Source organism: Mesobacillus jeotgali, assembly GCF_900166585.1.
GTDB classification, from domain to species: Bacteria; Bacillota; Bacilli; order Bacillales; family Cytobacillaceae; genus Mesobacillus; species Mesobacillus jeotgali_A.
Genome location: NZ_FVZC01000009.1, coordinates 387,865 through 411,543 on the forward strand (window position 1 = coordinate 387,865; position 23,679 = coordinate 411,543).

Annotated in this window: 23 protein-coding genes and 1 riboswitch; of the genes, 16 read left to right on the forward strand and 7 right to left on the reverse strand. The window is 42.3% G+C overall.

The genetic code is table 11. The features are described from left to right. Nucleotides 1–104 precede the first annotated feature (104 nt). Nucleotides 105–1,148, reverse strand: coding sequence for an acyltransferase family protein (locus tag B5X77_RS11920; RefSeq protein ID WP_079508207.1), 1,044 nt, complete (start codon nt 1,146–1,148; stop codon nt 105–107). Between the two features lie 358 nt (nt 1,149–1,506). Here B5X77_RS11920 and B5X77_RS11925 point away from each other — a divergent pair, with 358 nt between their 5' ends. The 4 genes from B5X77_RS11925 to B5X77_RS11940 all read left to right on the forward strand — a co-directional run bounded on the left by B5X77_RS11925 (nt 1,507) and on the right by B5X77_RS11940 (nt 7,489). Continuing rightward, a complete protein-coding gene (locus B5X77_RS11925) occupies nt 1,507–2,520 on the forward strand; it encodes a 2-oxoacid:acceptor oxidoreductase family protein (protein WP_079508208.1) in 1,014 nt (337 codons plus the stop codon). Next, entirely contained in the window at nt 2,520–4,814 is a 2,295-nt protein-coding gene (locus B5X77_RS11930) for a thiamine pyrophosphate-dependent enzyme (RefSeq protein WP_079508209.1), read from the forward strand. Before B5X77_RS11925 ends, B5X77_RS11930 begins: the two co-directional genes overlap by 1 nt. A gap of 265 nt (nt 4,815–5,079) precedes the next feature. After that, nucleotides 5,080–6,657 carry a PAS domain-containing sensor histidine kinase gene (locus tag B5X77_RS11935; protein ID WP_257391798.1) on the forward strand — a complete coding sequence of 526 codons (1,578 nt, stop codon included), beginning with the start codon at nt 5,080–5,082 and terminating at the stop codon, nt 6,655–6,657. Between the two features lie 247 nt (nt 6,658–6,904). Next, complete coding sequence (locus tag B5X77_RS11940; RefSeq protein WP_079508211.1) at nt 6,905–7,489, forward strand: DUF2087 domain-containing protein; 585 nt, start codon at nt 6,905–6,907, stop codon at nt 7,487–7,489. A 250-nt stretch (nt 7,490–7,739) separates the two neighbouring features. Here B5X77_RS11940 and B5X77_RS11945 read toward each other — a convergent pair whose 3' ends face one another. Next, the gene (locus B5X77_RS11945) at nt 7,740–8,522 is read right to left on the reverse strand and encodes a carbon-nitrogen family hydrolase (protein ID WP_079508212.1); all 783 of its coding nucleotides are present in this window, start codon (nt 8,520–8,522) and stop codon (nt 7,740–7,742) included. Nucleotides 8,523–8,649: 127 nt separating this feature from the next. Between B5X77_RS11945 and B5X77_RS11950 the strand changes: the two genes are divergently transcribed. The 10 genes from B5X77_RS11950 (at nt 8,650) to B5X77_RS11995 (ending at nt 17,907) form a co-directional block, all read left to right on the forward strand. Beyond that, nucleotides 8,650–9,843, forward strand: coding sequence for a pyridoxal phosphate-dependent aminotransferase (locus B5X77_RS11950; protein WP_079508213.1), 1,194 nt, complete (start codon nt 8,650–8,652; stop codon nt 9,841–9,843). 62 nt (nt 9,844–9,905) lie between these two features. Continuing rightward, nucleotides 9,906–10,013: riboswitch (SAM riboswitch) on the forward strand. Between the two features lie 214 nt (nt 10,014–10,227). After that, nucleotides 10,228–11,451 (forward strand): 2,3-diketo-5-methylthiopentyl-1-phosphate enolase, encoded by a 1,224-nt coding sequence (mtnW, locus tag B5X77_RS11955; protein WP_079508214.1) that lies wholly within the window; start codon nt 10,228–10,230, stop codon nt 11,449–11,451. After that, nucleotides 11,448–12,110 (forward strand): 2-hydroxy-3-keto-5-methylthiopentenyl-1-phosphate phosphatase, encoded by a 663-nt coding sequence (locus B5X77_RS11960; RefSeq protein ID WP_079508215.1) that lies wholly within the window; start codon nt 11,448–11,450, stop codon nt 12,108–12,110. Before mtnW ends, B5X77_RS11960 begins: the two co-directional genes overlap by 4 nt. Beyond that, nucleotides 12,107–12,742 (forward strand): methylthioribulose 1-phosphate dehydratase, encoded by a 636-nt coding sequence (locus tag B5X77_RS11965; RefSeq protein WP_079508216.1) that lies wholly within the window; start codon nt 12,107–12,109, stop codon nt 12,740–12,742. The genes B5X77_RS11960 and B5X77_RS11965 overlap by 4 nt, the downstream gene beginning before the upstream one ends. 93 nt (nt 12,743–12,835) lie before the next feature. Further along, complete coding sequence (locus tag B5X77_RS11970) at nt 12,836–13,369, forward strand: 1,2-dihydroxy-3-keto-5-methylthiopentene dioxygenase (protein ID WP_079508217.1); 534 nt, start codon at nt 12,836–12,838, stop codon at nt 13,367–13,369. 157 nt (nt 13,370–13,526) lie between these two features. Next, entirely contained in the window at nt 13,527–13,772 is a 246-nt protein-coding gene (locus B5X77_RS11975) for an aspartyl-phosphate phosphatase Spo0E family protein (RefSeq protein WP_257391799.1), read from the forward strand. Between the two features lie 682 nt (nt 13,773–14,454). Beyond that, entirely contained in the window at nt 14,455–15,282 is an 828-nt protein-coding gene (locus tag B5X77_RS11980; protein WP_079508218.1) for an electron transfer flavoprotein subunit beta/FixA family protein, read from the forward strand. Nucleotides 15,283–15,309: 27 nt separating this feature from the next. Then, nucleotides 15,310–16,335 carry an electron transfer flavoprotein subunit alpha/FixB family protein gene (locus B5X77_RS11985; protein WP_079508219.1) on the forward strand — a complete coding sequence of 342 codons (1,026 nt, stop codon included), beginning with the start codon at nt 15,310–15,312 and terminating at the stop codon, nt 16,333–16,335. After that, nucleotides 16,328–17,623 carry an FAD-dependent oxidoreductase gene (locus tag B5X77_RS11990; RefSeq protein WP_079508220.1) on the forward strand — a complete coding sequence of 432 codons (1,296 nt, stop codon included), beginning with the start codon at nt 16,328–16,330 and terminating at the stop codon, nt 17,621–17,623. The genes B5X77_RS11985 and B5X77_RS11990 overlap by 8 nt, the downstream gene beginning before the upstream one ends. Beyond that, complete coding sequence (locus B5X77_RS11995) at nt 17,623–17,907, forward strand: ferredoxin family protein (RefSeq protein ID WP_023615122.1); 285 nt, start codon at nt 17,623–17,625, stop codon at nt 17,905–17,907. The genes B5X77_RS11990 and B5X77_RS11995 overlap by 1 nt, the downstream gene beginning before the upstream one ends. A 398-nt stretch (nt 17,908–18,305) precedes the next feature. Here the strand turns inward: B5X77_RS11995 and B5X77_RS12000 are convergent, their stop codons facing one another. Then, nucleotides 18,306–18,641: a hypothetical protein gene (locus B5X77_RS12000; protein WP_079508221.1), complete on the reverse strand. Its 336-nt coding sequence runs from the start codon at nt 18,639–18,641 to the stop codon at nt 18,306–18,308. 217 nt (nt 18,642–18,858) lie between these two features. Between B5X77_RS12000 and B5X77_RS12005 the strand changes: the two genes are divergently transcribed. Further along, a complete protein-coding gene (locus B5X77_RS12005; protein WP_079508222.1) occupies nt 18,859–19,386 on the forward strand; it encodes a hemerythrin domain-containing protein in 528 nt (175 codons plus the stop codon). A 46-nt stretch (nt 19,387–19,432) separates the two neighbouring features. On the opposite strand, the gene B5X77_RS12010 is transcribed toward B5X77_RS12005, so the two are convergent. After that, on the reverse strand, nt 19,433–19,627 hold the full coding sequence (locus B5X77_RS12010; RefSeq protein WP_079508223.1) for a hypothetical protein: 195 nt from the start codon (nt 19,625–19,627) through the stop codon (nt 19,433–19,435). A 109-nt stretch (nt 19,628–19,736) separates the two neighbouring features. Continuing rightward, the gene (locus B5X77_RS12015; RefSeq protein ID WP_079508224.1) at nt 19,737–20,969 is read right to left on the reverse strand and encodes an MFS transporter; all 1,233 of its coding nucleotides are present in this window, start codon (nt 20,967–20,969) and stop codon (nt 19,737–19,739) included. Between the two features lie 143 nt (nt 20,970–21,112). On the opposite strand from B5X77_RS12015, the gene B5X77_RS12020 reads away from it, so the two are divergent. Then, nucleotides 21,113–22,105 (forward strand): phosphotransferase enzyme family protein, encoded by a 993-nt coding sequence (locus B5X77_RS12020; RefSeq protein WP_079508225.1) that lies wholly within the window; start codon nt 21,113–21,115, stop codon nt 22,103–22,105. 113 nt (nt 22,106–22,218) lie between these two features. On the opposite strand, the gene B5X77_RS12025 is transcribed toward B5X77_RS12020, so the two are convergent. Continuing rightward, on the reverse strand, nt 22,219–22,956 hold the full coding sequence (locus B5X77_RS12025; protein ID WP_079508226.1) for a TPM domain-containing protein: 738 nt from the start codon (nt 22,954–22,956) through the stop codon (nt 22,219–22,221). Next, the gene (locus tag B5X77_RS12030; RefSeq protein ID WP_079508227.1) at nt 22,956–23,525 is read right to left on the reverse strand and encodes a LemA family protein; all 570 of its coding nucleotides are present in this window, start codon (nt 23,523–23,525) and stop codon (nt 22,956–22,958) included. The genes B5X77_RS12025 and B5X77_RS12030 overlap by 1 nt, the downstream gene beginning before the upstream one ends. Nucleotides 23,526–23,679 lie beyond the last annotated feature (154 nt).

Sequence of the window (23,679 nt, forward strand, 5' to 3'; positions counted from 1 at the left end):
TAATTATACCTCAGTTTATACAAAAAAGACAGGCCGAAACCAGCCGAGAAAAAAGAAAGAGCCATTCCTGTTGAATGGCTCTAAGTCAGTCAAGATATATTTGCCTACTCGCTCAATAGCTTCCTGCGATAGAATCGCACGATTGCAGCAACCCTGATTTTCAGACGATTGATTCTGGAAGTCTTGAATTCAATTAGCGGCTGAGCAAACGCGGCTGCATACTTGCTTGAGAGCAGGAAGGTCAGCAGCAGGGCAATGCACGCCAGCAGGATAAAACGCTCTGGACTGTGGAAGAAGTTCTGTACCTCGCTTTCGCGGAAGGTACGGACAAAGAATCCATGAAGCAGATACACATAAAGGGTATTTTTGCCCAGATCCGTAAAGAAATATTGCTTTTTTGGAACAATTGTCAGGAAGCTGAATACCATCATAACGCTTAAAAGATAAAAGCCTAAACGAGTGAACATGCTGGTAATAGACGCAGCTTCGAGCATTGAATATGGCTTGGACCCAAGGAGCCACTTGTAGTCTATCTCAGGATTAAAATAAAATCCTAAAAAGACGACTGTAAAGGCTGCAAGAGCTCCAAATTTAAATGCTGGCCTTGTCAGAATCTTAATATGATCTTTGGTTAAATGGAATCCAAGCAGGAACAGCGGAAAGAAAACAAAGGTCCTTGAAAGACTTAAATAGTTGGATATCCAGTCAACATACCCGACGGCAAGTCCCAAACCGAAAGCAATCAAAAGGCCTGTTGGTGCGCTCAGTCTTGCGAAACCAATCAACATCAGATTCCAGCAGAAAAGGCTGATTAAAAACCACAATGACCAGTGTGGATTCAGCGGATCAATTGTAAAGGTCGATTTGTTGTACAGAAAATAGTAAAAAATTGAATAAATAAGCTGGAAAATAAAATAGGGCAAAATCAACTTTTTGGCTATTTTCATCACATAACCTTTTTTATTGAAACCTCTTGCAAAAAAACCTGAGACTAGGATGAACGCTGGCATATGGAATGTATATATGACTTTATAAATATTGTATATCATTTCATTATCTTCAATGAACGAGCGCAGAAGATGGCCAAATACCACGAAAAAAATCAAGATGAACTTGGCATTGTCAAAGTAGTAATCTCGTTGTTTCATAATTCCTCCCTTAATTAGAGACCCCCAGAACATACTAACATTTTTTTACCCTGATTGAGATGAAAACAAACCAGGCTATTTGCTCAAAATTAAGGAACCTGAACCAAGCTGAGGAAAATGTTCCATGTACAGGAACTCTGTGCTAATCAGGCATGGATTCTGTATTATTACATATTTCTATCTGTTATATAAAAGAAAGCCATTATAAAATACGGCCATATTCGTATATTTTTGGGTGTGTTTCATTAAAAAAGTTTAAATGTTGATATAAGTCACAGCTTAATATTGTGAGACTCTATAAAATTATTAGTGGGGAATGTTCAAATTAAGCAACCTTACAAAAATGGGGAGGGAGAATATGTCTATCTTACCGAAAAAGAACGACATAGGCTTTTATGAGATCAGACTTGAATCGATTGGGGGACTCGGTGCTAACTTAGCCGGAAAGATGCTTGCCGAGGCAGGTGTCCTGAGTCTGGGTTTAAATGGATCCAACTTTTCTTCGTATGGATCAGAGAAAAAAGGATCACCGGTTAAGAGCTTTGTCCGTTTCTGTGAACCTGAAACTGAAATCAGGGTCCACAGTCCAATTGAGGAGCCGCATGTGGTTGGTGTATTCCATGAGGCGCTCTATAAAATGGTTGATGTAGTCAGCGGATTGCGTCCAGATGGAATCCTGCTGGTGAATTCGACTAGAGACTTTGACGACATCAAAAATGACCTTCATCTTGAGCATGGAACACTGGCGATTGTTGATGCCCTTTCAATCGCCGTTGAGGAAAAAACGAAGGTGAATACAGCGATGCTTGGAGCGTTGTACCGCATCATTGATTTCCTTGATCCTGAAGCGATGAAAAATGTGATCCGAAAAACTTTTGAAAAGAAATATCCTCATTTAGTTGAGCCAAATATCAGAACGTTCGAGAGAGGCTACAATCAAGTTCAATTTAAAACATACGAACCAGAGGAAGGGGCTCAAGGCAAGAAATACAAGCGCCCAACTCCGCTTCTTGGATATGAAACACAGGAGATAGGCGGAGTGATCACAGCCCAGGCAAATAGTCTCCTCAAGGATCTGAGCGGTTCCAGACAAGGGTTCCTGCCTCAGTTTAACCAGCAGGAATGCATAAATTGCGCTGCATGTGATACCGCATGTCCTGATTATTGCTTTGTTTGGGAAGAAGGAGAAGACAAACGCGGCAGAAAGCAAATGTTCTTAAAGGGAATCGATTATCAATATTGCAAAGGCTGCCTGAAGTGTGTAGAGGCATGTCCAACTACTGCGTTAAGTGAGCTCAGGGAAATGATTGGCTACGCTGAGGAGAATCAAGTTAAACATAACTATCCTTATGTGACTGGAGGGGTTTCTTAATGTCCGTTCTTGAAGAAAATGTAAAATCGATGAGTACAGCAGAACAGCTGACTACCTTTGAATCCGGAAATGAAATGGCGGCTATGGCTGCAGCTCAGATCAATTATCATATTATGGGCTATTTTCCGATTACCCCTTCTACGGAAGTGGCGCAATATCTGGATATGATGAAATCCAGAGGAGAGCATGATATTAAATTGATCCCTGCAGATGGAGAACACGGTTCGGCAGGGATCTGTTACGGTGCAGCAGCAACTGGAGCGCGCGTCTTTAATGCGACCAGTGCAAACGGGTTGATGTATATGCTGGAGCAGCTTCCGGTGCAGTCTGGAACACGTTATCCAATGGTCCTTAACCTGGTAACCCGTTCAATCAGCGGTCCGCTTGATATCCGCGGCGACCATTCAGACTTGTATTTCGCCTTAAATACAGGATGGGTAATTCTCACTGCCAGGACACCCCAGGCAGTTTACGATATGAACATCATGGCGTTGAAAATTGCCGAACACTCAGATGTACGCCTTCCAGTCATGGTTGCATACGACGGTTTCTTTACATCCCACCAAAAGCGCAAGGTGAACTATTTTAAAGATCGGGCGGTAGTCCAGAGATTTGTGGGCGAGGCACCGACTGAATATAATTTTGCCAGGGATCCGAAGAAGCCGCTGACAATTGGAGCCCACATGAATGGCGACGACTTGATGAACAACCACTTCCAGCAATCAGAAGCGATTTACAGAGCGAAGGATGTATATAAGGAAATTGCTGCAGAATATGCAAAACTATCAGGCCGCAATTATGATATTCTTGACCTTTATCAAATGGAAGATGCGGATGTAGCACTTTTCCTGTTGAACTCAGCTGCAGAGTCTGCCAAAGATGTTGTCGACAGGCTTCGTGAAAAGGGAATCAAAGCTGGCGTCATCAGTCCAAATATCATCCGTCCATTCCCGGCACATGAAATCAGGAATGCACTGAAGAATGTAAAATCGCTTCTTGTAGGTGAGCGTGCTGATTCCTATGGCGGACACGGGCCAAACCTGACACACGAAGTTAAATCTGCTCTCCAGGAAGACAAGAACAATGCAACAATCGTCCAGAGCAGGGTATTTGGACTTGGCGGCAAGGATTTCTATGCGGATGATGCGGAAGCATTTTTCACAATGGCAATTGATGCCATGGAAAAGGGAGTTGCAGAAAAACCGTTCGACTATTACGGACAGGTTGCTGGTGAGCCTGAAAAAGCATTGAAGCAGGTCATTGAGCCACAGCATGGCGATGTCTACAAGTCAGGACTTATCCAGGTAACAAGAGATGAAGGAAAGAATAAACTGAATGTCAAAATTCCGCCATTGAGGGCTCTTACCTCAAAGCCGAAACGCATTGCATCAGGTCATGGCGCATGTCCTGGCTGCGGTATCTTCGGAGGACTTGAACTGTTCTTTAAAGGAATTGAAGGTGACCTCGTCATTCTGTTCCAAACGGGCTGTGCTTACGTTGTGACTACAGCTTATCCACATACTTCGCATAAGCAGACGACGATCCATAATCTTTTCCAGAATGGGGCGGCGACATTATCAGGAACACTCGAAGCATTCCTTGAATTGAAACGCCGGGGTGAAATCGAAATTTCAGCAGAGGCAACTTTCGTGATGGTGACAGGCGATGGCGGAATGGACATTGGAATGGGATCGGCTATCGGTACAGCACTTCGCGGACACAAGCTGATCATGCTTGAATATGATAATGAGGGATATATGAATACAGGTTCCCAGCTCTCATACTCTACTCCATTTGGCCATATGACCAGCACTTCAAATGTAGGCAAAGCGCAAAAGGGAAAAGCTTTCCACCATAAGGATACAGCGCAGATCATGGCTTCTGCCAATATTCCTTATGTATTCACCGGAACGGAAGCATTCCCACAGGACCTTGTTAAAAAAGCAGCGAAGGCACAATGGTATGCACAAAATGTAGGTACTGTGTACGGCAAGCTTTTGATAACATGCCCGCTTAACTGGAAATCAGAAGACCGTTTTGGCCAGACAATTGTCGAGGCAGCGGTCAATTCAAACTTTTTCCCGCTTTATGAAGTGGAACAGGGAATTACGAACATAACTTATGACCCTGAAGCGAAGAACAAGAAGATTCCCTTGTCTGATTGGCTGAAATATATGGGCAAGACCAAACATTTGTTAAAAGAAGAAAACAAAGACATGCTTGTTGAATTTGAAGAAGAAGTAGATAAAAGATGGCAGCGTTTAAAAGCGAAGCACGAAAACGAATATTTATAAGAAAAGTTCTTTTCATTTTTTTAAGCTTTCACAACCCTTCCAGTAATTCTGATTCAGTGGTCTGACCCTGAAAACATCTGCAGGTTGTCGAAGGCGAGAATGAATGAGAAAACTGCTATATGAACTAAGAAGCCGGGGGATATTCCTGGCTTTTTTCTATTATTAGTTTCTTTTTTAAACAGGAAATAATCACGAATTAAAAGGAATTTTAAACATCAATGTAGAAATAACTAGAAAAATGGGAATACGGCAAGGAGGCTTTCTGGTGGGGAGTGCTAACGAACATGATGAGATTCAGGCGCTAAAGAACAAAATAGCCGCTTTAGAACAAGAAAATTCCTCTTTAAAAAAGAAAATTAAAGATCAGCAGGCAGCCACCGACTGTTCTTTTCACACATCACCAGTGGACAAATTTGAAATTATTGAAGAAAGACTTCTCGAAGATGAGGGCTTATTAAATAGCTTATTTCACGACACTCTGGACGGAATCGTTTTTTGGGGGAAGTGCGGGCGAATCATCTCAGCGAATGAAGCAACCTGCAAGATTTTTGGACTCTCCCGGGAGGAGTTATTAAGGCATAATATCTCTGATTTTATTTACCAAAAAGATGATAAATATAGCAAAATGAAAAAAATTCTCCATGAAAAAGGAGCCCTTCGTGAAGAAGCGTTCTTCCTGCTCCCGAGTGGAGAAAAAAGGCTGCTGGAATTTACTGTGAAGTTAAATGCTGGTGAAGGATACCATATGACAATTTTGCGTGATGTAAGTGAAAAATTCCGCATGGAACAGGAAGTCCGCAAAAGTGAAGAGCGGTTCAGGAAAATCTTTGAAGGATCTATCGAGGGAATGATCCTCTGGGACGAAAATTGCAAACATTATGAAATCAACCCTTCCGGCATGGCAAAGTTAGAATTGAAGCAAGAGGATCTTGGAGAGGAAAATTTCCGGAAGCTATTCGTTAATCTTGGAATATCCGAGAGATTGCTTGATGAAAAGATTGAGGAGCTGCTCCGGAAAGGGAGGCTGGATGGAAGGATTACCATTCCTTATGAAGAAGGCAGGATGAAGCATTTTGAATATACGGTCAAACGCCATCTCGCAGACAGCTTAAATTTAATTATCTTCAGGAATATCACAGAAAAAGTTGAAATGGAAGCCCAGCTTCGAAAGTCTGATACATTGAATATACTTGGTGAGCTTGCAGCAGGAATAGCTCATGAGATTCGGAATCCAATGACTGCTCTTAAGGGTTTCATCCAGCTGCTCGAGAATAGCACGGGTGATGCTTACTCCCTGTATTTCCAGGTGATCAAATCAGAGCTTCAGAGAATTGATTCCATTATCAATGAGTTCTTGATACTGGCAAAACCACAGGCAATCAAGTATGTAGAGGAAGATATCCCTAAAATAATGAAGGAGACCGTTGATCTTCTGACCGCACAGGCAGTCCTCCATGATGTCCAATTCAGGACTGTTTATCAGAATGATTTACCACAGCTGCTTTGTGAACCGAATCAATTAAAAAAGGTCTTTATAAATATCATAAAAAATGCAATAGAAGTCATGCCAAAAGGCGGTTTCGTGTACGTTACAGTCAGCATGGCGCCAGGTAACAGAATACATATCTCGATCAAAGACGAAGGGGAAGGGATTCCGCCTGACAAAATCAAGAAGCTTGGGGAACCATTTTACACAACGAAAGAACGAGGAACCGGCCTTGGATTGATGGTTAGTTTCAAGATTGTTGAAGAACACGGGGGAACTATTGAAGTTGAAAGTGAAGTGGGGTTAGGAACCAACTTCCATATTTATTTGCCAACCACTGAAGAAACGTCTGATTGAAAGTTTTCAATCAGGCGTTTTTTTTCATATTGAGTTCCTTAAGCCAGTAAGGCTCTATCCTTATGGCTGCTTTTCAGGTCTTATTTATAACTATCCTTATTCATAGATGACCTGAACGTTAAGTTGCTGTTTGCCCCTACAGTTAAAGTTCTAAAAAATAATTTTAAAGCTTTTCAAAGATTGGAAAATATTATATATTAGATATAAATCTAATTAGATATCAGTGAAATTAGAAGAGGTGTTTTTAGTGCAACTGGACAGAATTGTCGCTTTTCATAAAACGATGGGTGACCCTACCAGGATAAGGATTGTGGCACTGCTGGCAAAGGGCCCGCTTCATGGCCAGGCAATAGCAGGCAAACTGGGACTTACCCCTCCCACGATCACTCATCACATAAAAAAACTGCGTGATATTAACGTTATTTTTGAACGCCGGGATAAGAACACGATTTATTTTCATTTGAACGAGTCGGTTATAAAGCAACAGGCTAAGTCGCTTGGACGGTTAATCACGAAAAAGGAAGAGGAGGGGGAAGCATTGGACAGCCACAACATCGATAAACAGAAGATCATTGAGAACTTCATGACAAAAGACGGTAAGTTGAAAAACATTCCTGCCCAGCGGAAGAAGAAGCTTATGGTATTCGAATACATGGTCAGCGGCTTAAAGGCGGGGAAAAAATATCCCGAGAAGGAGCTGAACGAATATATTAAAAAGTTTCATGAGGACTATGCGACAATCAGGCGTGAATTTATCATCAATCACTATATGTATCGCGAAAATGGGATATACGAACTTAATCCGGTTGAGATGTGGGCAAAACCAGAGTGATGCTCCCAAGAACAATTCAAAAACCGCCACGAGCATTGTCTGTGGCGGTCTTTTGCTAATGGCTGTTTTCGTAAAGATTGTGGTTAAAATCCTAAAGCCGATTTTAACATGATAAAAGCCATTTTGTAGGTTGGTACTAAGTTTGCAAGCTCTTTTCTCTTAATAAGCGTTAATTTTGTAAAGAAACTGAGGTAATTCCATCCTATTTTGTAGTCAATAGCAGCAAATTTTGAGAAAAGAGCCTTGCTAATTAATATAGTTCGGGACGTCGGTCAGCAAAAATAGGAATCCTGCTTCTGGCCTCCTTAACCTGGCCGAGATCGATTTCGGCGAAAAGGATTTCCTCTCCTTCCCCGCCTTCCGCTATCACGTCACCCCAGGGACCAATGATCATAGAATGGCCGGCAAAAGTATTGTTTGGATCTGAGCCTGCCCTGTTGCATGCGATGACATAGCATTGATTTTCAATGGCACGGGCAATTAGCAATGCTCGCCAGTGTTCAAGCCTCTGGATAGGCCATTCTGCGACAATAAAGAGAGCTTCGACATCCTGCAGGACATGAGCGCGCACCCATTCAGGGAATCGTATGTCGTAGCAAATCAAGCCGGCAAATTTATGGCCCTCCAATGAAAATAAACCTTTTTCCTTCCCAGCAGAAAGGTATAAATGTTCATCCATCAGCTGGAAAAGGTGCAGCTTGCTGTATTCTCCGGCAAATTCACCGTTTTTATCATAAATAAGCATTGTATTCTCAATACCAGCCTCAGTTTTGTTGGCAACAGAACCGCCGACGAAATGGGATTTGTGCTCCACAGCTGCCTCCCGGAAAAATACTTTGGCCTCTTTGGCGCCTTCATCAGCTGTGCCATTTAAATTGGTCAAATCATATCCTGTTGTCCAGAGCTCAGGAAGTACCACGATATCTGGATTTTGCAAGCTGGCCTTTTCTATCATACGAGACGCAGTGCTATAGTTTTCTTGGGGGTTGCCAAAAGCAATGTCCATTTGCAGGCACGCTATCTTGAATTTCATATTTATTCACCGCCATAATGTCTGAAAATTATTTCTTTACAAGTTCCTATTTACGTTATATCATTTGTGACTAGAATTTCAAATTAAAAATTTTAAATCTTATATAAATTAATAAGCAGGTGAGAGAATGGAATTTAAACAATCGGAGTTATTGAAAAGCCTGCCCAAGCAGTTTTTTGCTTCACTCGTGCAAAAAGTGGGCTCGTACACTGAAAAAGGGGCGGATGTCATCAATCTTGGACAGGGAAATCCCGACCAGCCGACTCCAGAACATATTGTGGAGAAATTAAAGATTGCTGCGGAAAATCCGGTGAACCATAAATATTCTCCTTTTCGGGGATTAAGTTCATTAAAGCAAGCTGCGGCTGCGTTTTATAAAAGGGAATATGGTGTTGATCTTGACCCTGAAGAGGAAATCGCCATCCTGTTTGGCGGAAAGGCTGGTTTGGTTGAAATTCCTCAATGCCTTTTGAATCCAGGAGATACAATCCTTGTTCCTGATCCAGGATATCCCGACTATTGGTCTGGAGTTGAACTTGCCAGGGCCAAAATGGTAAAAATGCCACTGCGTGAAGAAAATGATTTCCTTCCAAATTACACTGAATTAAGTCCAGAGGAACTTGCCGAAGCAAAATTAATGTTTTTGAACTATCCTAATAATCCAACAGGTGCAATTGCTGATAAAGAGTTTTTTGATCAAACAATCGAACTGGCCCAAAAAAATGAAATATGTGTAGTCCACGATTTTGCCTATGGGGCTATTGGTTTTGACGGGAAACGCCCATATAGCTTTTTGCAATCCAAGGGAGCCAAAGAGGTTGGAATCGAGATTTATACATTGTCGAAAACATATAATATGGCCGGCTGGCGTGTAGGTTTCGCTGCAGGAAACAAGAGTGTAATTGCCGCCATTAATTTACTTCAGGATCATATGTATGTCAGTTTGTTTGGTGCTGTGCAGGAAGCAGCGGCAGAAGCATTGCTAGGGCCCCAGCAATGTGTATCAGGGCTGAATAATTTGTATGAATCCAGAAGAAACGTGCTCATTGAAGGGTTAACAAATATTGGCTGGAGGGTTACTGCACCGAAAGGGTCTTTTTTCGCCTGGCTTAAGGTTCCGGAACAGTTTACCTCAGTTGAGTTCGCTGATTTTCTATTGGAAAAAGCCCATATTGCCGTGGCACCGGGAATCGGTTTTGGAGAGTATGGTGAAGGCTATGTGCGGGTAGGTCTTCTTACATCTGAAGAAAGACTGAGGGAAGCAGTCAACAGAATTAAAAGCTTAGAAATTTTCAAAAAAAATATTGACAATGATTTGTGAACCTGACATAATCCTAATTAATAAATTTACTTTAACCAATTAAATAACTTAATTAAATTATTTTCTTATCAAGAGCAGGCGGAGGGACGAGCCCGATGAAGCCCGGCAACCGATCCAGCATTATGCTGGGCACGGTGCTAATTCTTGCAGCGGAAGCTGATAGATAAGGAGAGTTTAGTGAACGTTCTAACCTCTTCTTTTCGAAGAGGTTTTTTTATGTGTTTTTTACAATTTGATTAATGACTAGCTCTAGCGCCTAGCCCCCTCGAGACGCTTCGGTCCTGTCAATAAAGTCAAGGAACGACTTCACTGACAGGCTCTCCAACGCTTGTCAGGGCAGGACAAGGCGCTTGCGTTTTTCTAACAGAAAGGGATTGATTTTTCATGAGTGAAATTACAGCAACTTATATAGTCCATGACGATAAGCATAATCCGCAGAAAAAAGCAGAGGGCATAGCGCTTGGCTTGACTATAGGATCCTGGACCGATTTGCCAGAACTCGACCAAAAACAATTAAAAAAGCATAAGGGAAGAGTTGTTTCTGTTGAAGGATCCAGTTTAGATGCCAATTCGGAAACAGTGGCGACCATTAAAATCGCTTATCCGGCAATTAATTATTCCGCAGACATTCCGGCGATTCTTACAACAGTTTTTGGCAAGCTATCGCTCGATGGAAAAGTGAAACTGATTGATCTTGATTTCGGGCATGAATTGAAAAAGGCATTCCCGGGTCCGCGATTTGGAATTGAAGGAATCCGAAATAAGGTGAATGTGCATGACAGGCCGCTGCTGATGAGCATCTTCAAAGGGGTTATCGGCCGCGACCTTACTTACCTGTTGAAGCAGTTAAAAGAACAAAGTCTTGGCGGGGTAGACCTTATTAAGGATGACGAAATATTGTTTGAAAATGAACTTGCTCCATTTGAAAAACGAATCACGTCTGGGAAACAGGTTCTCGAGGAAGTATATGAAACTACTGGTCACAGAACCTTGTATGCTGCTAATCTGACGGGCAGAACAACTCAACTGAGGGACAAAGCAAGAAAAGCAGCTGAGCTTGGAGCCGACGCTCTGCTGTTCAATGTTTTTGCTTATGGTCTCGATGTGCTGCAGGAGTTAAGGGAAGACGATGAAATTGGCATACCCATTATGGCGCATCCAGCGGTTAGCGGGGCTTTCACATCAGCTGCTGAGTATGGTTTTTCGCATTCATTGCTGCTCGGCAAGCTTCTCCGATATGCTGGCGCTGATTTTTCATTGTTCCCATCGCCATATGGAAGTGTCGCTCTTGAAAAGCAGCAGGCCATTTCGATTGCTGAGGCTTTGACAGTTGAGGACCGCTTCAAGAGAACCTTCCCTGTACCGTCCGCAGGAATCCATCCAGGAATGGTACCCCTCCTAGTAGAGGATTTCGGGTTAGATTCAATCATCAATGCTGGCGGAGGTGTCCATGGCCATCCTGGCGGAGCACAGGGCGGAGGTAAAGCCTTCAGGCAGGCTATTGACACTGTGCTCGGAGGTAAATCGCTTGAAGAAGGCGCTCTTGAATACGAGGAGTTAAAAACTGCAATAGACCTTTGGGGCTCAACTGAGGCAGTAGCAAAATGAGCCAGCCAGTCATATTCTGCGATTTCGATGGAACAGTTACCGAAAAGGATAACATCATTGCTATCATGAACCGGTTTGCTCCCGAGGGCTGGGAAGACATTAAGGAAGGAGTGCTGAACTGTACTATTTCCATCAGGGAAGGAGTCGGCAAAATGTTCTCACTCCTTCCTGTCGGCCTGAAGGATGAAATCATTGAATTTGCCCTGAAGAATGCGAGGATCCGTCCAGGTTTTCAAGAATTTCTTGATTTCGCAAAAGAAGAAGGAATTCCGGTCTATATTGTCAGCGGCGGCATTGATTTCTTCCTGGAGCCGATCATCAAGCCATTTGGTCCGATTGCGGACATTTATTGCAATGGCTCTGATTTTACCGGAGAAACTATAAAAATTGTATGGCCAAATAGTTGTGATGATCGATGTTCAAATGAGTGTGGGTGTTGTAAGCCATCAATCATGAGGAAACTCGAACACAGCGAAATATACAAAATCGTCATCGGTGATTCTGTGACCGATTTGGAAGCGGCGAAACAGGGAGATTACGTATTAGCAAGAGATTACTTGAAAGATAAATGTGAAGAATGGAAGATTCCATATACGCCTTTTGAGACATTCTATGATTGTATTGAAGCTCTTAAATTTCAGATAGGGGTGAGAGGATGAGCAGTGTAGAGACGAAGTGGGAAGAATTGGCTGACGTGAAAGCAGAACTGGCTGAACGCGACTGGTTTATGGGAACCAGTGGAAACCTTGCAATTAAAGTAAATAGTGACCCAGTAGAATTCCTTGTGACTGCGAGTGGAAAAGATAAACGAAAGCGGACAGACGAAGACTTTTTGTTAGTTGACGAATATGGCCGGCCAGTCGAGGAAACACATCTTAGGCCTTCCGCTGAAACTTTGCTTCATGTCGAAGTATACAAGAAAACACATGCTGGCTGCAGCCTGCATGTCCATACCATTGATAACAATGTTATCTCGGAAGTTTATGGGGACAGGGGAGAAGTGCAATTCCAGGGACAGGAATTGATTAAAGCTTTCGATATTTGGGAGGAAGATGCTGTTCTTAAAATTCCCATTATTCCTAATTATGCGCATATACCGACCCTCGCTAAAGCATTTTCAGAGCACGTAAAAGGCGATACGGGTGCCGTCCTGATCCGGAACCACGGCATTACAGTCTGGGGAAGGAATGCATTTGAAGCAAAGAAAATCCTTGAAGCAACCGAATTTCTATTCCGTTATCAATTAAGGCTGCTGGAGCACAAGCCATTCCAATTGTTCAAGGTTGTTTAAATAATAATTAAAAATCAATATCCTTCTAAAAGGCATTGATCCAACAGCAGAATCTAACAAAGCTAATCATTAAACACAAAGGGAGAGATTCAGATGGCATACATCGTAAAGCAAAACACACAGGAAAGAATCGTTGACGAACAGCAAGTAGAAGAATTTTTAAATACGCAGGAAGTCATCTATGAAAAATGGGATATCACTAAACTGCCAGCACATCTTCAAGAGAAGTTTTTGTTATCTGATGAAGAAAAACAGCAAATCCTTAATGCTTTTCAAACAGAAATAGAAAATATCTCAGCTCGCAGGGGATATAAAGCACAGGATGTAATTTCACTTTCCGACAATACACCTAATCTTGATCAGCTGCTTGCGAATTTCAAGCAGGAACACCACCATACAGATGATGAAGTAAGGTTCATCGTCAGCGGTCATGGGGTGTTTGTCATTCAGGGGAAGGATGGCGAATTTTTTGAAGTGTTCCTGAATCCAGGAGACTTAATTTCAGTCCCTGAAAATACACGTCATTATTTCACCCTTCAGGATGACCGCCGAGTAGTTGCGGTAAGAATTTTCGTTACAACTGAAGGCTGGGTGCCAATTTACGAAGAGGAAAAAATCAGCCAGTGATCATAACGGAGCGCAAACTTTGTCGAAGTAAATTTTTTCGGCAGTAAATCTTGTCTTATTTTGCGAATCTATTTACATTCATCCAAGCATTTGCCATAATTCTTCAAGTAATCTATTTATTTTATTAAGCAATTAAAGTAGTAGAGGAGATATAGAAGTGTATCAATCGCAAAATGCTTTGTTGAAAGAAATTGATCGCGTTAGGGAATTGATGATGGCTGCTGCACTGGAAACTGGATATACAAGTGCAGAAACAGTCCGTCGCAGCCAGGAACTTGACACTTTGATTTATGAATATCAAGCATTGTGCAGGGAGACGGAATTACAGCGGCAGAGAACAAGAATCCTTTTCAGACAGATGATCCTGCTTACAAAGAAACAATATATTTTATCGCATGCGTAAGTACATTCAGACATATCGGAAAAATTAGCCACTGCCAATAAACCGGCAGTGGCTAAAATGTTTTATAGGCAAAATCCTGGAATAAACGATAAAACTATATATGGAATAAATCATACAAAATTTACAGAGCATTTGATAAAAAATTTAACAATTTGCTCAAAATTTCACGATAATATTTCTTTGTGTGATTTTTATCATATTTTTATAAGCTTATTTTATATATTTTTAACATAGATAGCTTCTTATCATCATTCTGCATTCGCACCTCATATTTTTACTTTCATTCATTTTTCCAGCGGACTTAATTTGTTTATGATTGTTTAACCTCATTTTAAACAAAACAATATCACCTATGTTATCTACTTTTTTAATTGTTGGTACTATGCATGTAATACGAGTCATATATCGTACTACATAGCATTTATTTATATAAGGCTGTGTGAAAAGCAACTTGCTGCCTTCATTATAAAAAATAATGTCACATATGCCTTTATTACAGCTGTTTTCATCCTAATCGTTTTCAAGGGCTATTGCCAGCTAATCTGGAGGACTTTTCTTGGTATCAAAAATTCCTTCCTTATTAAATTTCCCTCATTTATAGAAACGATTTTAAAAAGAAAACAGCAGAAAGTAATCGCTTACAAATTAATAGTTTTACATTTTGAGGAGGGGAAAAGATAGTATGCACATTGTCGTATGTGTCAAGCAAGTGCCCGATACAAAAATCATTAAAATTAATCCCAAAACCAATACTCTGGACAGGAGAAGTGCACCGGCCATATTGAATCCTTATGATGCCCATGCTGTCCAGGAAGCAGTGAAAATCAGGAATAAAACAGGCGGTACGATTTCGGTTCTATCCATGGGCCCGCCTCAGGCCGTCGCTGTCATAAAGAAGAGTGTTGAAATTGGCGCTGACAAGGGTTACTTGATTTCTGACAGAGCATTCGCGGGTGCAGATACACTGGCTACAAGCTATGCCCTTTCCAAAGCACTCGAAAAGATTTCAAAGGATAATCCGATTGACCTTGTCATCTGCGGTAAGCATGCCATTGATGGCGACACAGGACAAGTAGGACCAGGTATTGCCCGTCGGCTTGATATTCCGCCCATTACGAATGTTATAGAAGTTTCAGAGGTTAATAGCGATGAAAAATATGTTCATATTAAACGAAAACAAATAGATGGCTATGAGGTCCTCCAATCTCAGCTTCCTTGCCTGTTGACAGTTGAAAAGGAGATTAATGACATAGAGTATGCACCACTGCCAAATATGATCAAGGCTGCCAGATTTGAACCAGTGATCTGGTCGGTGAATGACCTTGAGGATGTTGATAGAACACAGCTGGGCCTAAAAGGGTCGCCAACAATCGTTGGCAAAATGTTCAGTCCTCCTAAGCTTGAAGGAGGGAAACGACTTGAAGGAAGCACGGATTCTCAGGTAGAACAGCTGATGGGAGTATTGTTGGAACGAAAAGATTTATTGAAATTAAATACAGCCAACTCTTGATTCCAATTTTAAAGGGGGAATAAAAGGATGGAAGAAAACCAGGGAGTCTGGGTATTCATTGAAGTAAATGAAGGAAAAATCGAAGGCGTGTCACTTGAATTACTGGGTGCTGGAAGGAAGCTTGCCGACAAGCTGGATGTTCCGCTAGCCGGAGTGATGCTTGGTGAAGGTGTCCTCCCTTTAGCAAACGAAGTAATCTATGCTGGAGCGGACCAGGTTTATGTTGTAGACCATCCGGTACTGAAAGATTACCGGACCGAGTCATACATGAAAGGTGTGTGTGTACTGGCAGAAAAATATAAGCCGGAGATCTTCCTTTATGGTGCGACTCCAAATGGAAAGGACCTTGCGAGTGCAGTTGCGACGGATCTAAGTACAGGGCTGACTGCTGACACAACAATGCTTGATGTTGACGTTGAGAAAAGGCTGCTTGAGGCAAGCCGTCCGGCATTTGGCGGAAATATTATGGCCACCATACTTTGTAAAAAACATAGACCACAAATGGCTACAGTACGCCCGAAGGTCATGAAAGCCATTGAACCTGATACTGGCCGAAAGGGAGTCATCATACAGGAAGAGCTGGAACTAAAGGAAGAGGACATGCGCACTAAAGTGCTTAAAATTGTGAAGGACGTAACAAAAAAAGCGAGCCTGGCAGAAGCGCATGTTATCGTAGCAGGTGGAAAAGGATTAGGCGATATACAAGGGTTCCAGCTTATTCATGAGCTGGCTGAAGTCATAGGAGCAAGCGTCGGCGGCACGAGAGATGTCGTAGAAGCAGGCTGGCTGAAGCATGAACAGCAGGTTGGACAGACTGGAGAAACTGTAACACCTAAAATTTATTTTGCCATCGGGATATCTGGGGCAATACAACACGTGGAGGGCATGAAAAATTCCGAATTGATCATCGCTATCAATAAAGATCCAAATGCACCAATTTTCGATGTCGCAACATATGGGATTGTCGGTGATGCGTTGGAAATCGTTCCAAAGCTGATTAAGCAATTCAAAGAGCTCAGCAAAGAGAAGGGCGGGGAAATGAGCTATGTCTGAAAAATTTGATGTCATCGTCGTAGGAGCCGGCCCTGCTGGAACATCTTGTGCCTACAATTGTGCGAAAAGCGGACTGAAAGTACTGTTGATTGAACGCGGTGAATATCCTGGCTCGAAAAATGTTATGGGTGGTGTTCTATACCGCAAGCAAATGGAAGATATCATTCCCGAGTTCTGGAAGGAAGCGCCGCTTGAGAGACCAGTCGTAGAACAGCGATTCTGGATGATGGATAAGGAATCGGTCGTCCAGTTTGGATATAAAGGTCTTGAATGGGCTGCTGAACCATATAATAATTTCACCGTGCTGCGTGCACAGTTCGACCAGTGGTTCGCACAGAAAGCAGTCGAGCAAGGTGCATTATTGATCAATGAAACAGTTGTTACAGAATGTATTGTTGAAAATGGGAAAGTGGTTGGCATCCGTACAGACCGGCCTGATGGAGAAGCATTTGCTGATGTCGTAGTCCTTGCTGATGGGGTAAACTCCCTGCTCTCCAAGCAGCTTGGTTTCCACAGGGAATTCCGTCCTGATGAAGTTGCCTTGACAGTTATGGAGGTTATCAATCTTCCTAAGGATAAAATCAATGAACGATTCAACCTTGAAGGCAATCATGGAACCACAATCGAGATTTTCGGTGATTCAACAAAAGGTAACCTGGGTACAGCATTCCTCTATACCAACAAAGAAAGCTTGAATATTGGAGTAGGAACAACACTATCAAGCATGATCAAAGCAAAGCTAAAGCCATATGAGCTGCTGGATTATCTTAAAAAGCATCCAATGGTGCGTCCTTATCTAGAGGGAGGCGAGTCTGCAGAATATCTTGCCCACTTGATTCCTGAGGGAGGATTCCATTCGGTCCCGCGAGTTGCCGGCAATGGAGTGCTCGTGGTAGGAGACGCTGCACAGCTTGTCAACGCGATTCACCGTGAGGGTTCCAATATGGCGATGGCATCAGGCCAGATGGCTGCTGAAGCAATCGTAGAGGCTAAAAAAGATGGCGACTTCAGCGAGAAAAGCCTGAACCGCTATAAGGAAGCATTATTCGGAAGCTTCATCATCAAGGATCTTGAAAAGTATAAGGATGCTGCACATACCTTTGAGACATACCCCCAGTACTTCAAGGAATACCTGCCAATGATGAACAAAGCAATGAGCAAGTTCTTTACAGTGGATGGGACACCAAAGAGAGAAAAACAAAAAGAAATCATGCGCAGCGTAACGGCCGAAAAAGGAACCTTTAAGGTTATGCAAGATATTTATCGTGCCTGGAAGGCGGTGAAATAATGTCAACGACAAACATCGAGGAAAAACAATTTCTTTTAAGGTTTAAGTGTGACACAAAATCACATCTGACAGTCCTGGACCATGATGTCTGCATGACGCAATGCCCGGATAAACTTTGCACCGTATTCTGTCCGGCTGAGGTTTACAAGTGGGAAGGGAAAAGGATGCAGGTAGGCTACGAAGGCTGTCATGAGTGCGGAAGCTGCCGGATTGGCTGCCCATACCAGAACATCAAATGGGAATATCCAAAGGGCGGTCATGGCATCGTTTTCAGGCTTGCATAATGTAAAATCAGGAGAAGCTGGCGACTGTATTTGGTCCCCAGCTTTTGTGTGTTTTTATTAATGCTTTTTTGGTGCCTAAAGGAGACTACATGACATTTGACTCAACATTGGAACAGCGGAGAGCATTGACGATAAGGCAAACAAGGCTTAAGTGCACAAGGGGGGCCACAGGGCTTAAGTGAGAATATGTAAGTAGGGGTAAATTGAGAAAGGAGGCTGCTAGTCAGAAAAAAGAAAAGAACACATAGCAGTTTTAAGAATCAATTTGCTTGAAATGGGAACAGACCAGCATGGGAACAGCATACCACACCTAGATACTTCTATTATCATAATATGTAAGTTTATTCACAAATGGGTTTAAAAAGAGTGAAGCTATATGAGAGGGGACAAAAGAGGGGTTAGCTGATTTTTTCTTGCAGGTGCATTAAGTGAAGCTGATCGTTGCGGATATCTTTTTCTATTCTCCGCGCTGCATCCACAGCATCATCAAAACGCTCATACAGTGCTGAGGCATATACAGGGTTTACACCATCGTAGATTCCATTTTGGTCCGATTTATAAATCGTTACATTCCAATGGTAAAAATCTTTGCCTTCTTCCTGATGGCCCTGCAATCCAATCATTAAATGTGTCAGGATCAAATCAGGCTGTATATCCAGAAAGTTCTTTTGGTCAGTTACACCAGCTGGGACAAGTGATGTTACATAGAAATCCCGATATAAAGAGTTCTGCAATCTACATTCACTCCTTTTGCATTAGGCTATAACTTCATTATATGTAAGGTTTTAATATTATTGAAGGCTAATTGTTAAAATTTTTAGAAATTTTACCGAAGTGTCATATTTCTTTCACAATTTCAGGTCTGAAAGACAAATTGTGATTCCCATCACAACATGTAAGTGGATTGGTTCCTATAATGAAAGTATCAAGATATATAGGAGGCCAATAATCATGACAGGCTGTATAAGCGGATTAAACTCTGATTCAAGTTTCGTATTAAGTGAGGGTCTTCAACAGTTAAAAAATGAACATCCGCCATTATTAGCAATGCTGGCAAAACTTCTGGATCTTTCAGTGGAAATAGAGGAAGGAAAGCAAATGGACAACAACTTTTCAGAGCTCAGGAGGCTCGTAGTCCAGTTCCTCGCTGCGCTGGAACCGCATTCTGAGCGTGAAGAGGGTGTTTTGTTTGAGATGATGGCAGCTTATATAGGCAGGGAAATGGGTCCTATTGCCGTTATGGAGTATGAGCATGATCAGGCTAAACACTTCATCGGGACTTTCCTGCATAACACAAGGGATGGAGCTGCAGGATTCACCAAGGAGCAGATGGTCGAAAATGCTCAATTGATCAAGAATGCAAACTATACTTTGGTAAGCCATTTCTCTAAGGAAGAGAGCATACTGTTCCCAATGGCAGAGAATATGCTAAGTGTGGAAGAAAAGCAAGAATTGGCCGAGCGCATTAAGTTGATATAACAAGAAAAAAGGGTGAAGCTGCCGGCTTCACCCTTTCTATATAGAATTAAGCTTGGGTAATCGTGATTAGCTTAATGTCTTTTGTATTGAATTTATAAAAAACATTATCTTCACTAGTAAATTCAATCAAGCCCTCCTGGTCCTTGGCATCCTGGATAGCCTCAGAAATGTTCTCCACTTCGATTGGTCTAGAAACTTTAAAATCTTTTTCAAAAAAATAATTAATATTAAACTTAGACATGATAATCTCCCTTCATTTTATCCTCTTTATATTTCTTCCTTAACAGGAGCATGCCTAAACATAAATGTACAAATGGAAAATATTAATAGAGATGAGACACCCGATATGTCTACCTGTTCCATTCAGCCAGTTTTTGATCTGACGGAAGGAAAATAGTTAAGATTCCAAGTAAAGGCAGGAAACCGACACATGTTATCATCAGGGGCAGCCCAATCAAGTCTGCGAGATATCCAAGTCCGACAGACCCGATAGCACCCATTCCGAACGCCAGGCCTACTGTCAGGCCGGCCATCGTTCCGATTTTACCCGGTACCAATTCCTGAGCATAGACAACCGTTACTGAAAAGCTAGACATCAAGATAAATCCGCTCATCAACAACAAGAAGAAGGCAACCGAACTAGGTACAAACGGCATGATTGCCGACAAAGGTGCAGTCGCCACCATGGAAATAAAGATAATGTTCTTTTTTCCAAAACGGTCTGCGAGCGGGCCGCCGAAGAATGTCCCGAACGCACCGGCAACAAGAAATGCGAACAGGAACATCTGGGCTTCCTTAATCGAAAGTCCATATTTGTCGATCGCATAAAAGGCATAGAAATTCGTCATGCCAGAGATATACCAGGATCTTGCAAAGATTAAAAATAGAATCAGTATAAGGGCCATTTTAATATTTTTTGAGATGCCATTATTAAATTTTTTGGTGGCCAGGCTGGTTTTGGCCGCAATTTTTTCATAATCCAATTTGCGGGTGTACCACGAAGCTATATATAGGAGCAGTCCAACTGCAATTGCCGCAACAAGCGTAAACCATACCGCGCCGAACTGGCCAAGCGGGACTAAAATCAGCGCTGTAATGAGCGGGGCAAGTGCCTGCCCGGAATTGCCGCCGACCTGATAAATGGATTGGGCCAACCCTCTGCGAGGGCCTGCTGCCATATAGGCAACCCGCGATCCTTCGGGATGGAAAACAGCAGAACCAAGACCGATGAATAAAACAGAAAGGATGACCAATTCAAAACTCGAAGCGAATGCAAGGCCAAGTACGCCGAACATTGTTGAGGTCAGGCCGAGCGGAAGGGCATATGGCATCGGTTTTTTGTCGGTTGCCATTCCAATCAAAGGCTGAAGAATGGAAGAAACGATATTCAATGAAAAGGCGATCATTCCTAATTGGGTAAATGAAAGACCCATCGATTTCTCCAAAATTGGGAACATCGCCGGAATGACAGACTGGATAGAATCGTTCAACAAGTGAACTAAACCGATGATAAAAAGTATTTTATACGTTGTTTCATTTTGATTCTGGGGTGTTACTTTGACTGCAGCAGCTGATTGGCTCATGATTGTCTCCTTTTAAAAAAGTATTTCGGTTTCCTACATATCATTTTACAAAAAAAGTCACCAGATAAAAATAGATTTTGTATTCAAATATATTGTCTAATATAATTTAAGAAAATAAAGATTATTTAAAAGGGGGAGCGAATATGGAAAAGGCAGTGGAATCGCTGATGGGCGAGAAACTGTTGAATGATTTCCTGGAGCGTTATGGATTAGAGCCGGAAGTAAAAAAGCTGGGAGATTTCGAGAATTATGTTTTTGAAGCCTATCAGAAGGGCCATCCATATATCATGCGAATCACTCATAGTTCTCATCGGATCAAGGATGAAATTCTATCCGAACTGGATTGGATGAGACATCTGCACAGTAACGGCCTGTCTGTTCCAGAGGTCTTCCAGTCGAAAAGCGGAAAATTAGTTGAAGAGGCAGCTGCAGAAGATGGAAGTCTATTCTTCTGCTGCTTATACGCTAAAGCGGGAGGGAACCCTGTCTCTGTCCGTTCAGAGCAATTCAACACTGAATTATTTGAAAAATGGGGAGAAATGACAGGGAAGATGCATAGTGCGACCAAAACCTACCATCCATCAGAAGGGATCAAAAGACGTGGCAGCTGGGACGATGATGACCTTCTTCAGGTCAAAAAGTATTACCCCGACAAAGAGCGGGACTTGGTAAGGAATGCAGAAGAAGTAATATCAGCTATAACTACACTTTCGAAAAATATCGATAGCTATGGAGTCATCCACACAGATATCCATTCCGGTAATTTCTTTTATGATGGAGAAAAGATTCAGGTTTTTGATTTTGATGATGCTAGTTACCATTGGTTTGCATCGGACATCGCGATACCGTTATATTACTCCATACTTTATAGAATTCCTGTCACTGATAGAGAGGAACGCCAGCGTTTTGGGAAAATATTTTTGGACTCTTTTATCCATGGATATGAGAAAGGGAATACGCTTCCAGAAGGCTGGAAGGAACAAGTCCCTTTGTTCCTCATGCTCAGGGATGTTGTCCTGTATGCAGTACTGCATAAGAAAATCGCTCCAGAGGACAGGAATGACAATTTACTGGCCATGATGGAAGAAATCGCGGACAGGATCAAAAATAAACAACCAATTGTGAATATTGATTAATGCTTTGTAATAGGTATAAAAAATGAAGGCAGACTAACAAAAAACACCAGAGCAAATGCTTCTGGTGTTTTCGTGGTGTTGAAGTTAAAGATAGGGCGCGGTCATTTTTTTAACTACCAGCCCCGGCTTGCTCCGCCTCCGCCGGAAGAGCCGCCGCCTCCTCCACGGGGTCCTCCGCCTCCGCCGCCTCTGGAAATTATAGATAATAGCAGGTAGGTAAGGGTACCGCCAAAGAACATGAAGTCGAGGACAATCACACCGATAACAATAACGATCAGCAGCCAGGAAGGGATAGGTAAATCCTGTTGACCCTGGTCACCCTGCGATGGGCTTCCGAATTCATTAGTCCCTGACACTTCATTTGCTAGTGCCTGATACGTATTCATCACTGCAAGGTTTGGCTGGCCATTTTTTAAATGGGGAATGGCAAATTCATCAAGTATTCTCCCCGCCTTGCCATCGGGAATAACACCCTCGAGACCGTAGCCGACTTCAATCCTGATTTTCTTTTCTTGCATGGCAATGACGAGCAAAACGCCATTATCTTTTTCTTTTGTTCCGAGACCGAATTTTCTGTAGGCATCAACTGAGTATTCCTCGATGCTTCTCTCCCCAATCGAGTCTACGGTCAGAACCGCAATCTGGGAAGTTGTCTGGTCATCAATCGACCTGCCAATGTTTCTTAGCTGGTTTTCATCGGTATCACTTAAGATATTTCCAAAGTCCTGAACATAGATATCTCCAACAGGTGCCGGTATCTCACTTGGTGCCGCGGATGCCGCGGATGGAAGCAGCAAGAGCAGGATGGCAAGAAAAGCTGCTAATCCGGGGAATATCCTATGACTCATCATCAGCCTCCAAAGTCAACCTCTGGAGCCTCCTGTGCCCTTGGGTCTGCTTTAAAGTATTCCTTCTCATCAAATCCTGTTATATTTGCGATAAGGGCACCTGGAAATTGTTTAACCTTTTTGTTATAAATGGACACCTGGTCATTATAATCTTTCCTCGCCACTGACAGCCTGTTTTCTGTACCAGCAAGCTCATCCATCAATTGAGTGAATTGCTTGTCTGCTTTTAGATTTGGATAATTTTCAACAACCACCAGTAATCTGCTAAGTGCGCCCGATAATTCAGCATTGGCAGTAGCCTGTTCTTCGGGTGTATTCGCACCTGCTAATCTTGCCCTGGCATCTGAGATTGATTTGATAACTTCTTTTTCATGTGCTGCATATCCCTTGACTGAATTCACCAGGTTCGGGATCAAGTCCAGCCTTCTTTGCAGCTGGTTTTCTACCTGGGCATAAGCCTGATTGACATTCTCTTCTTCAGATACAAAGCTATTGTAGCTGCCAACCCCCATCATGATGAAAATTCCGAGAATTACTAATAACCCAATAACAATTCCTAAACCTTTTTTCATTGAAGACACTCCTAATTCTTTGTTGTAGGCTGTTTTCGCTAAAATAATTAAGGTTTTAACGAAAAGAACCGTGAATGGTGCAGATGCGGGTATTTTCCCTTAATGGACAGGTTTTTAAACTTTCTTCATTACACAATCTTTTCAGCCTTGTTTT

Excerpts from the sequence above, each read along its gene's own strand:
- B5X77_RS11970 (WP_079508217.1), top strand. The coding sequence starts at position 12,836 with ATGGCATACATCGTAAAGCAAAACACACAGGAAAGAATCGTTGACGAA.
- B5X77_RS11980 (WP_079508218.1), top strand. The coding sequence starts at position 14,455 with ATGCACATTGTCGTATGTGTCAAGCAAGTGCCCGATACAAAAATCATT.
- B5X77_RS12015 (WP_079508224.1), bottom strand. The coding sequence starts at position 20,969 with ATGAGCCAATCAGCTGCTGCAGTCAAAGTAACACCCCAGAATCAAAAT.
- B5X77_RS11920 (WP_079508207.1), bottom strand. The coding sequence starts at position 1,148 with ATGAAACAACGAGATTACTACTTTGACAATGCCAAGTTCATCTTGATT.
- B5X77_RS12005 (WP_079508222.1), top strand. The coding sequence starts at position 18,859 with ATGACAGGCTGTATAAGCGGATTAAACTCTGATTCAAGTTTCGTATTA.
- B5X77_RS12020 (WP_079508225.1), top strand. The coding sequence starts at position 21,113 with ATGGAAAAGGCAGTGGAATCGCTGATGGGCGAGAAACTGTTGAATGAT.
- B5X77_RS11965 (WP_079508216.1), top strand. The coding sequence starts at position 12,107 with ATGAGCAGTGTAGAGACGAAGTGGGAAGAATTGGCTGACGTGAAAGCA.
- B5X77_RS12030 (WP_079508227.1), bottom strand. The coding sequence starts at position 23,525 with ATGAAAAAAGGTTTAGGAATTGTTATTGGGTTATTAGTAATTCTCGGA.
- B5X77_RS12025 (WP_079508226.1), bottom strand. The coding sequence starts at position 22,956 with ATGATGAGTCATAGGATATTCCCCGGATTAGCAGCTTTTCTTGCCATC.
- mtnW (WP_079508214.1), top strand. The coding sequence starts at position 10,228 with ATGAGTGAAATTACAGCAACTTATATAGTCCATGACGATAAGCATAAT.
- B5X77_RS11925 (WP_079508208.1), top strand. The coding sequence starts at position 1,507 with ATGTCTATCTTACCGAAAAAGAACGACATAGGCTTTTATGAGATCAGA.
- B5X77_RS11995 (WP_023615122.1), top strand. The coding sequence starts at position 17,623 with ATGTCAACGACAAACATCGAGGAAAAACAATTTCTTTTAAGGTTTAAG.
- B5X77_RS11985 (WP_079508219.1), top strand. The coding sequence starts at position 15,310 with ATGGAAGAAAACCAGGGAGTCTGGGTATTCATTGAAGTAAATGAAGGA.
- B5X77_RS11945 (WP_079508212.1), bottom strand. The coding sequence starts at position 8,522 with ATGAAATTCAAGATAGCGTGCCTGCAAATGGACATTGCTTTTGGCAAC.
- B5X77_RS11990 (WP_079508220.1), top strand. The coding sequence starts at position 16,328 with ATGTCTGAAAAATTTGATGTCATCGTCGTAGGAGCCGGCCCTGCTGGA.
- B5X77_RS12010 (WP_079508223.1), bottom strand. The coding sequence starts at position 19,627 with ATGTCTAAGTTTAATATTAATTATTTTTTTGAAAAAGATTTTAAAGTT.
- B5X77_RS11930 (WP_079508209.1), top strand. The coding sequence starts at position 2,520 with ATGTCCGTTCTTGAAGAAAATGTAAAATCGATGAGTACAGCAGAACAG.
- B5X77_RS11950 (WP_079508213.1), top strand. The coding sequence starts at position 8,650 with ATGGAATTTAAACAATCGGAGTTATTGAAAAGCCTGCCCAAGCAGTTT.
- B5X77_RS11960 (WP_079508215.1), top strand. The coding sequence starts at position 11,448 with ATGAGCCAGCCAGTCATATTCTGCGATTTCGATGGAACAGTTACCGAA.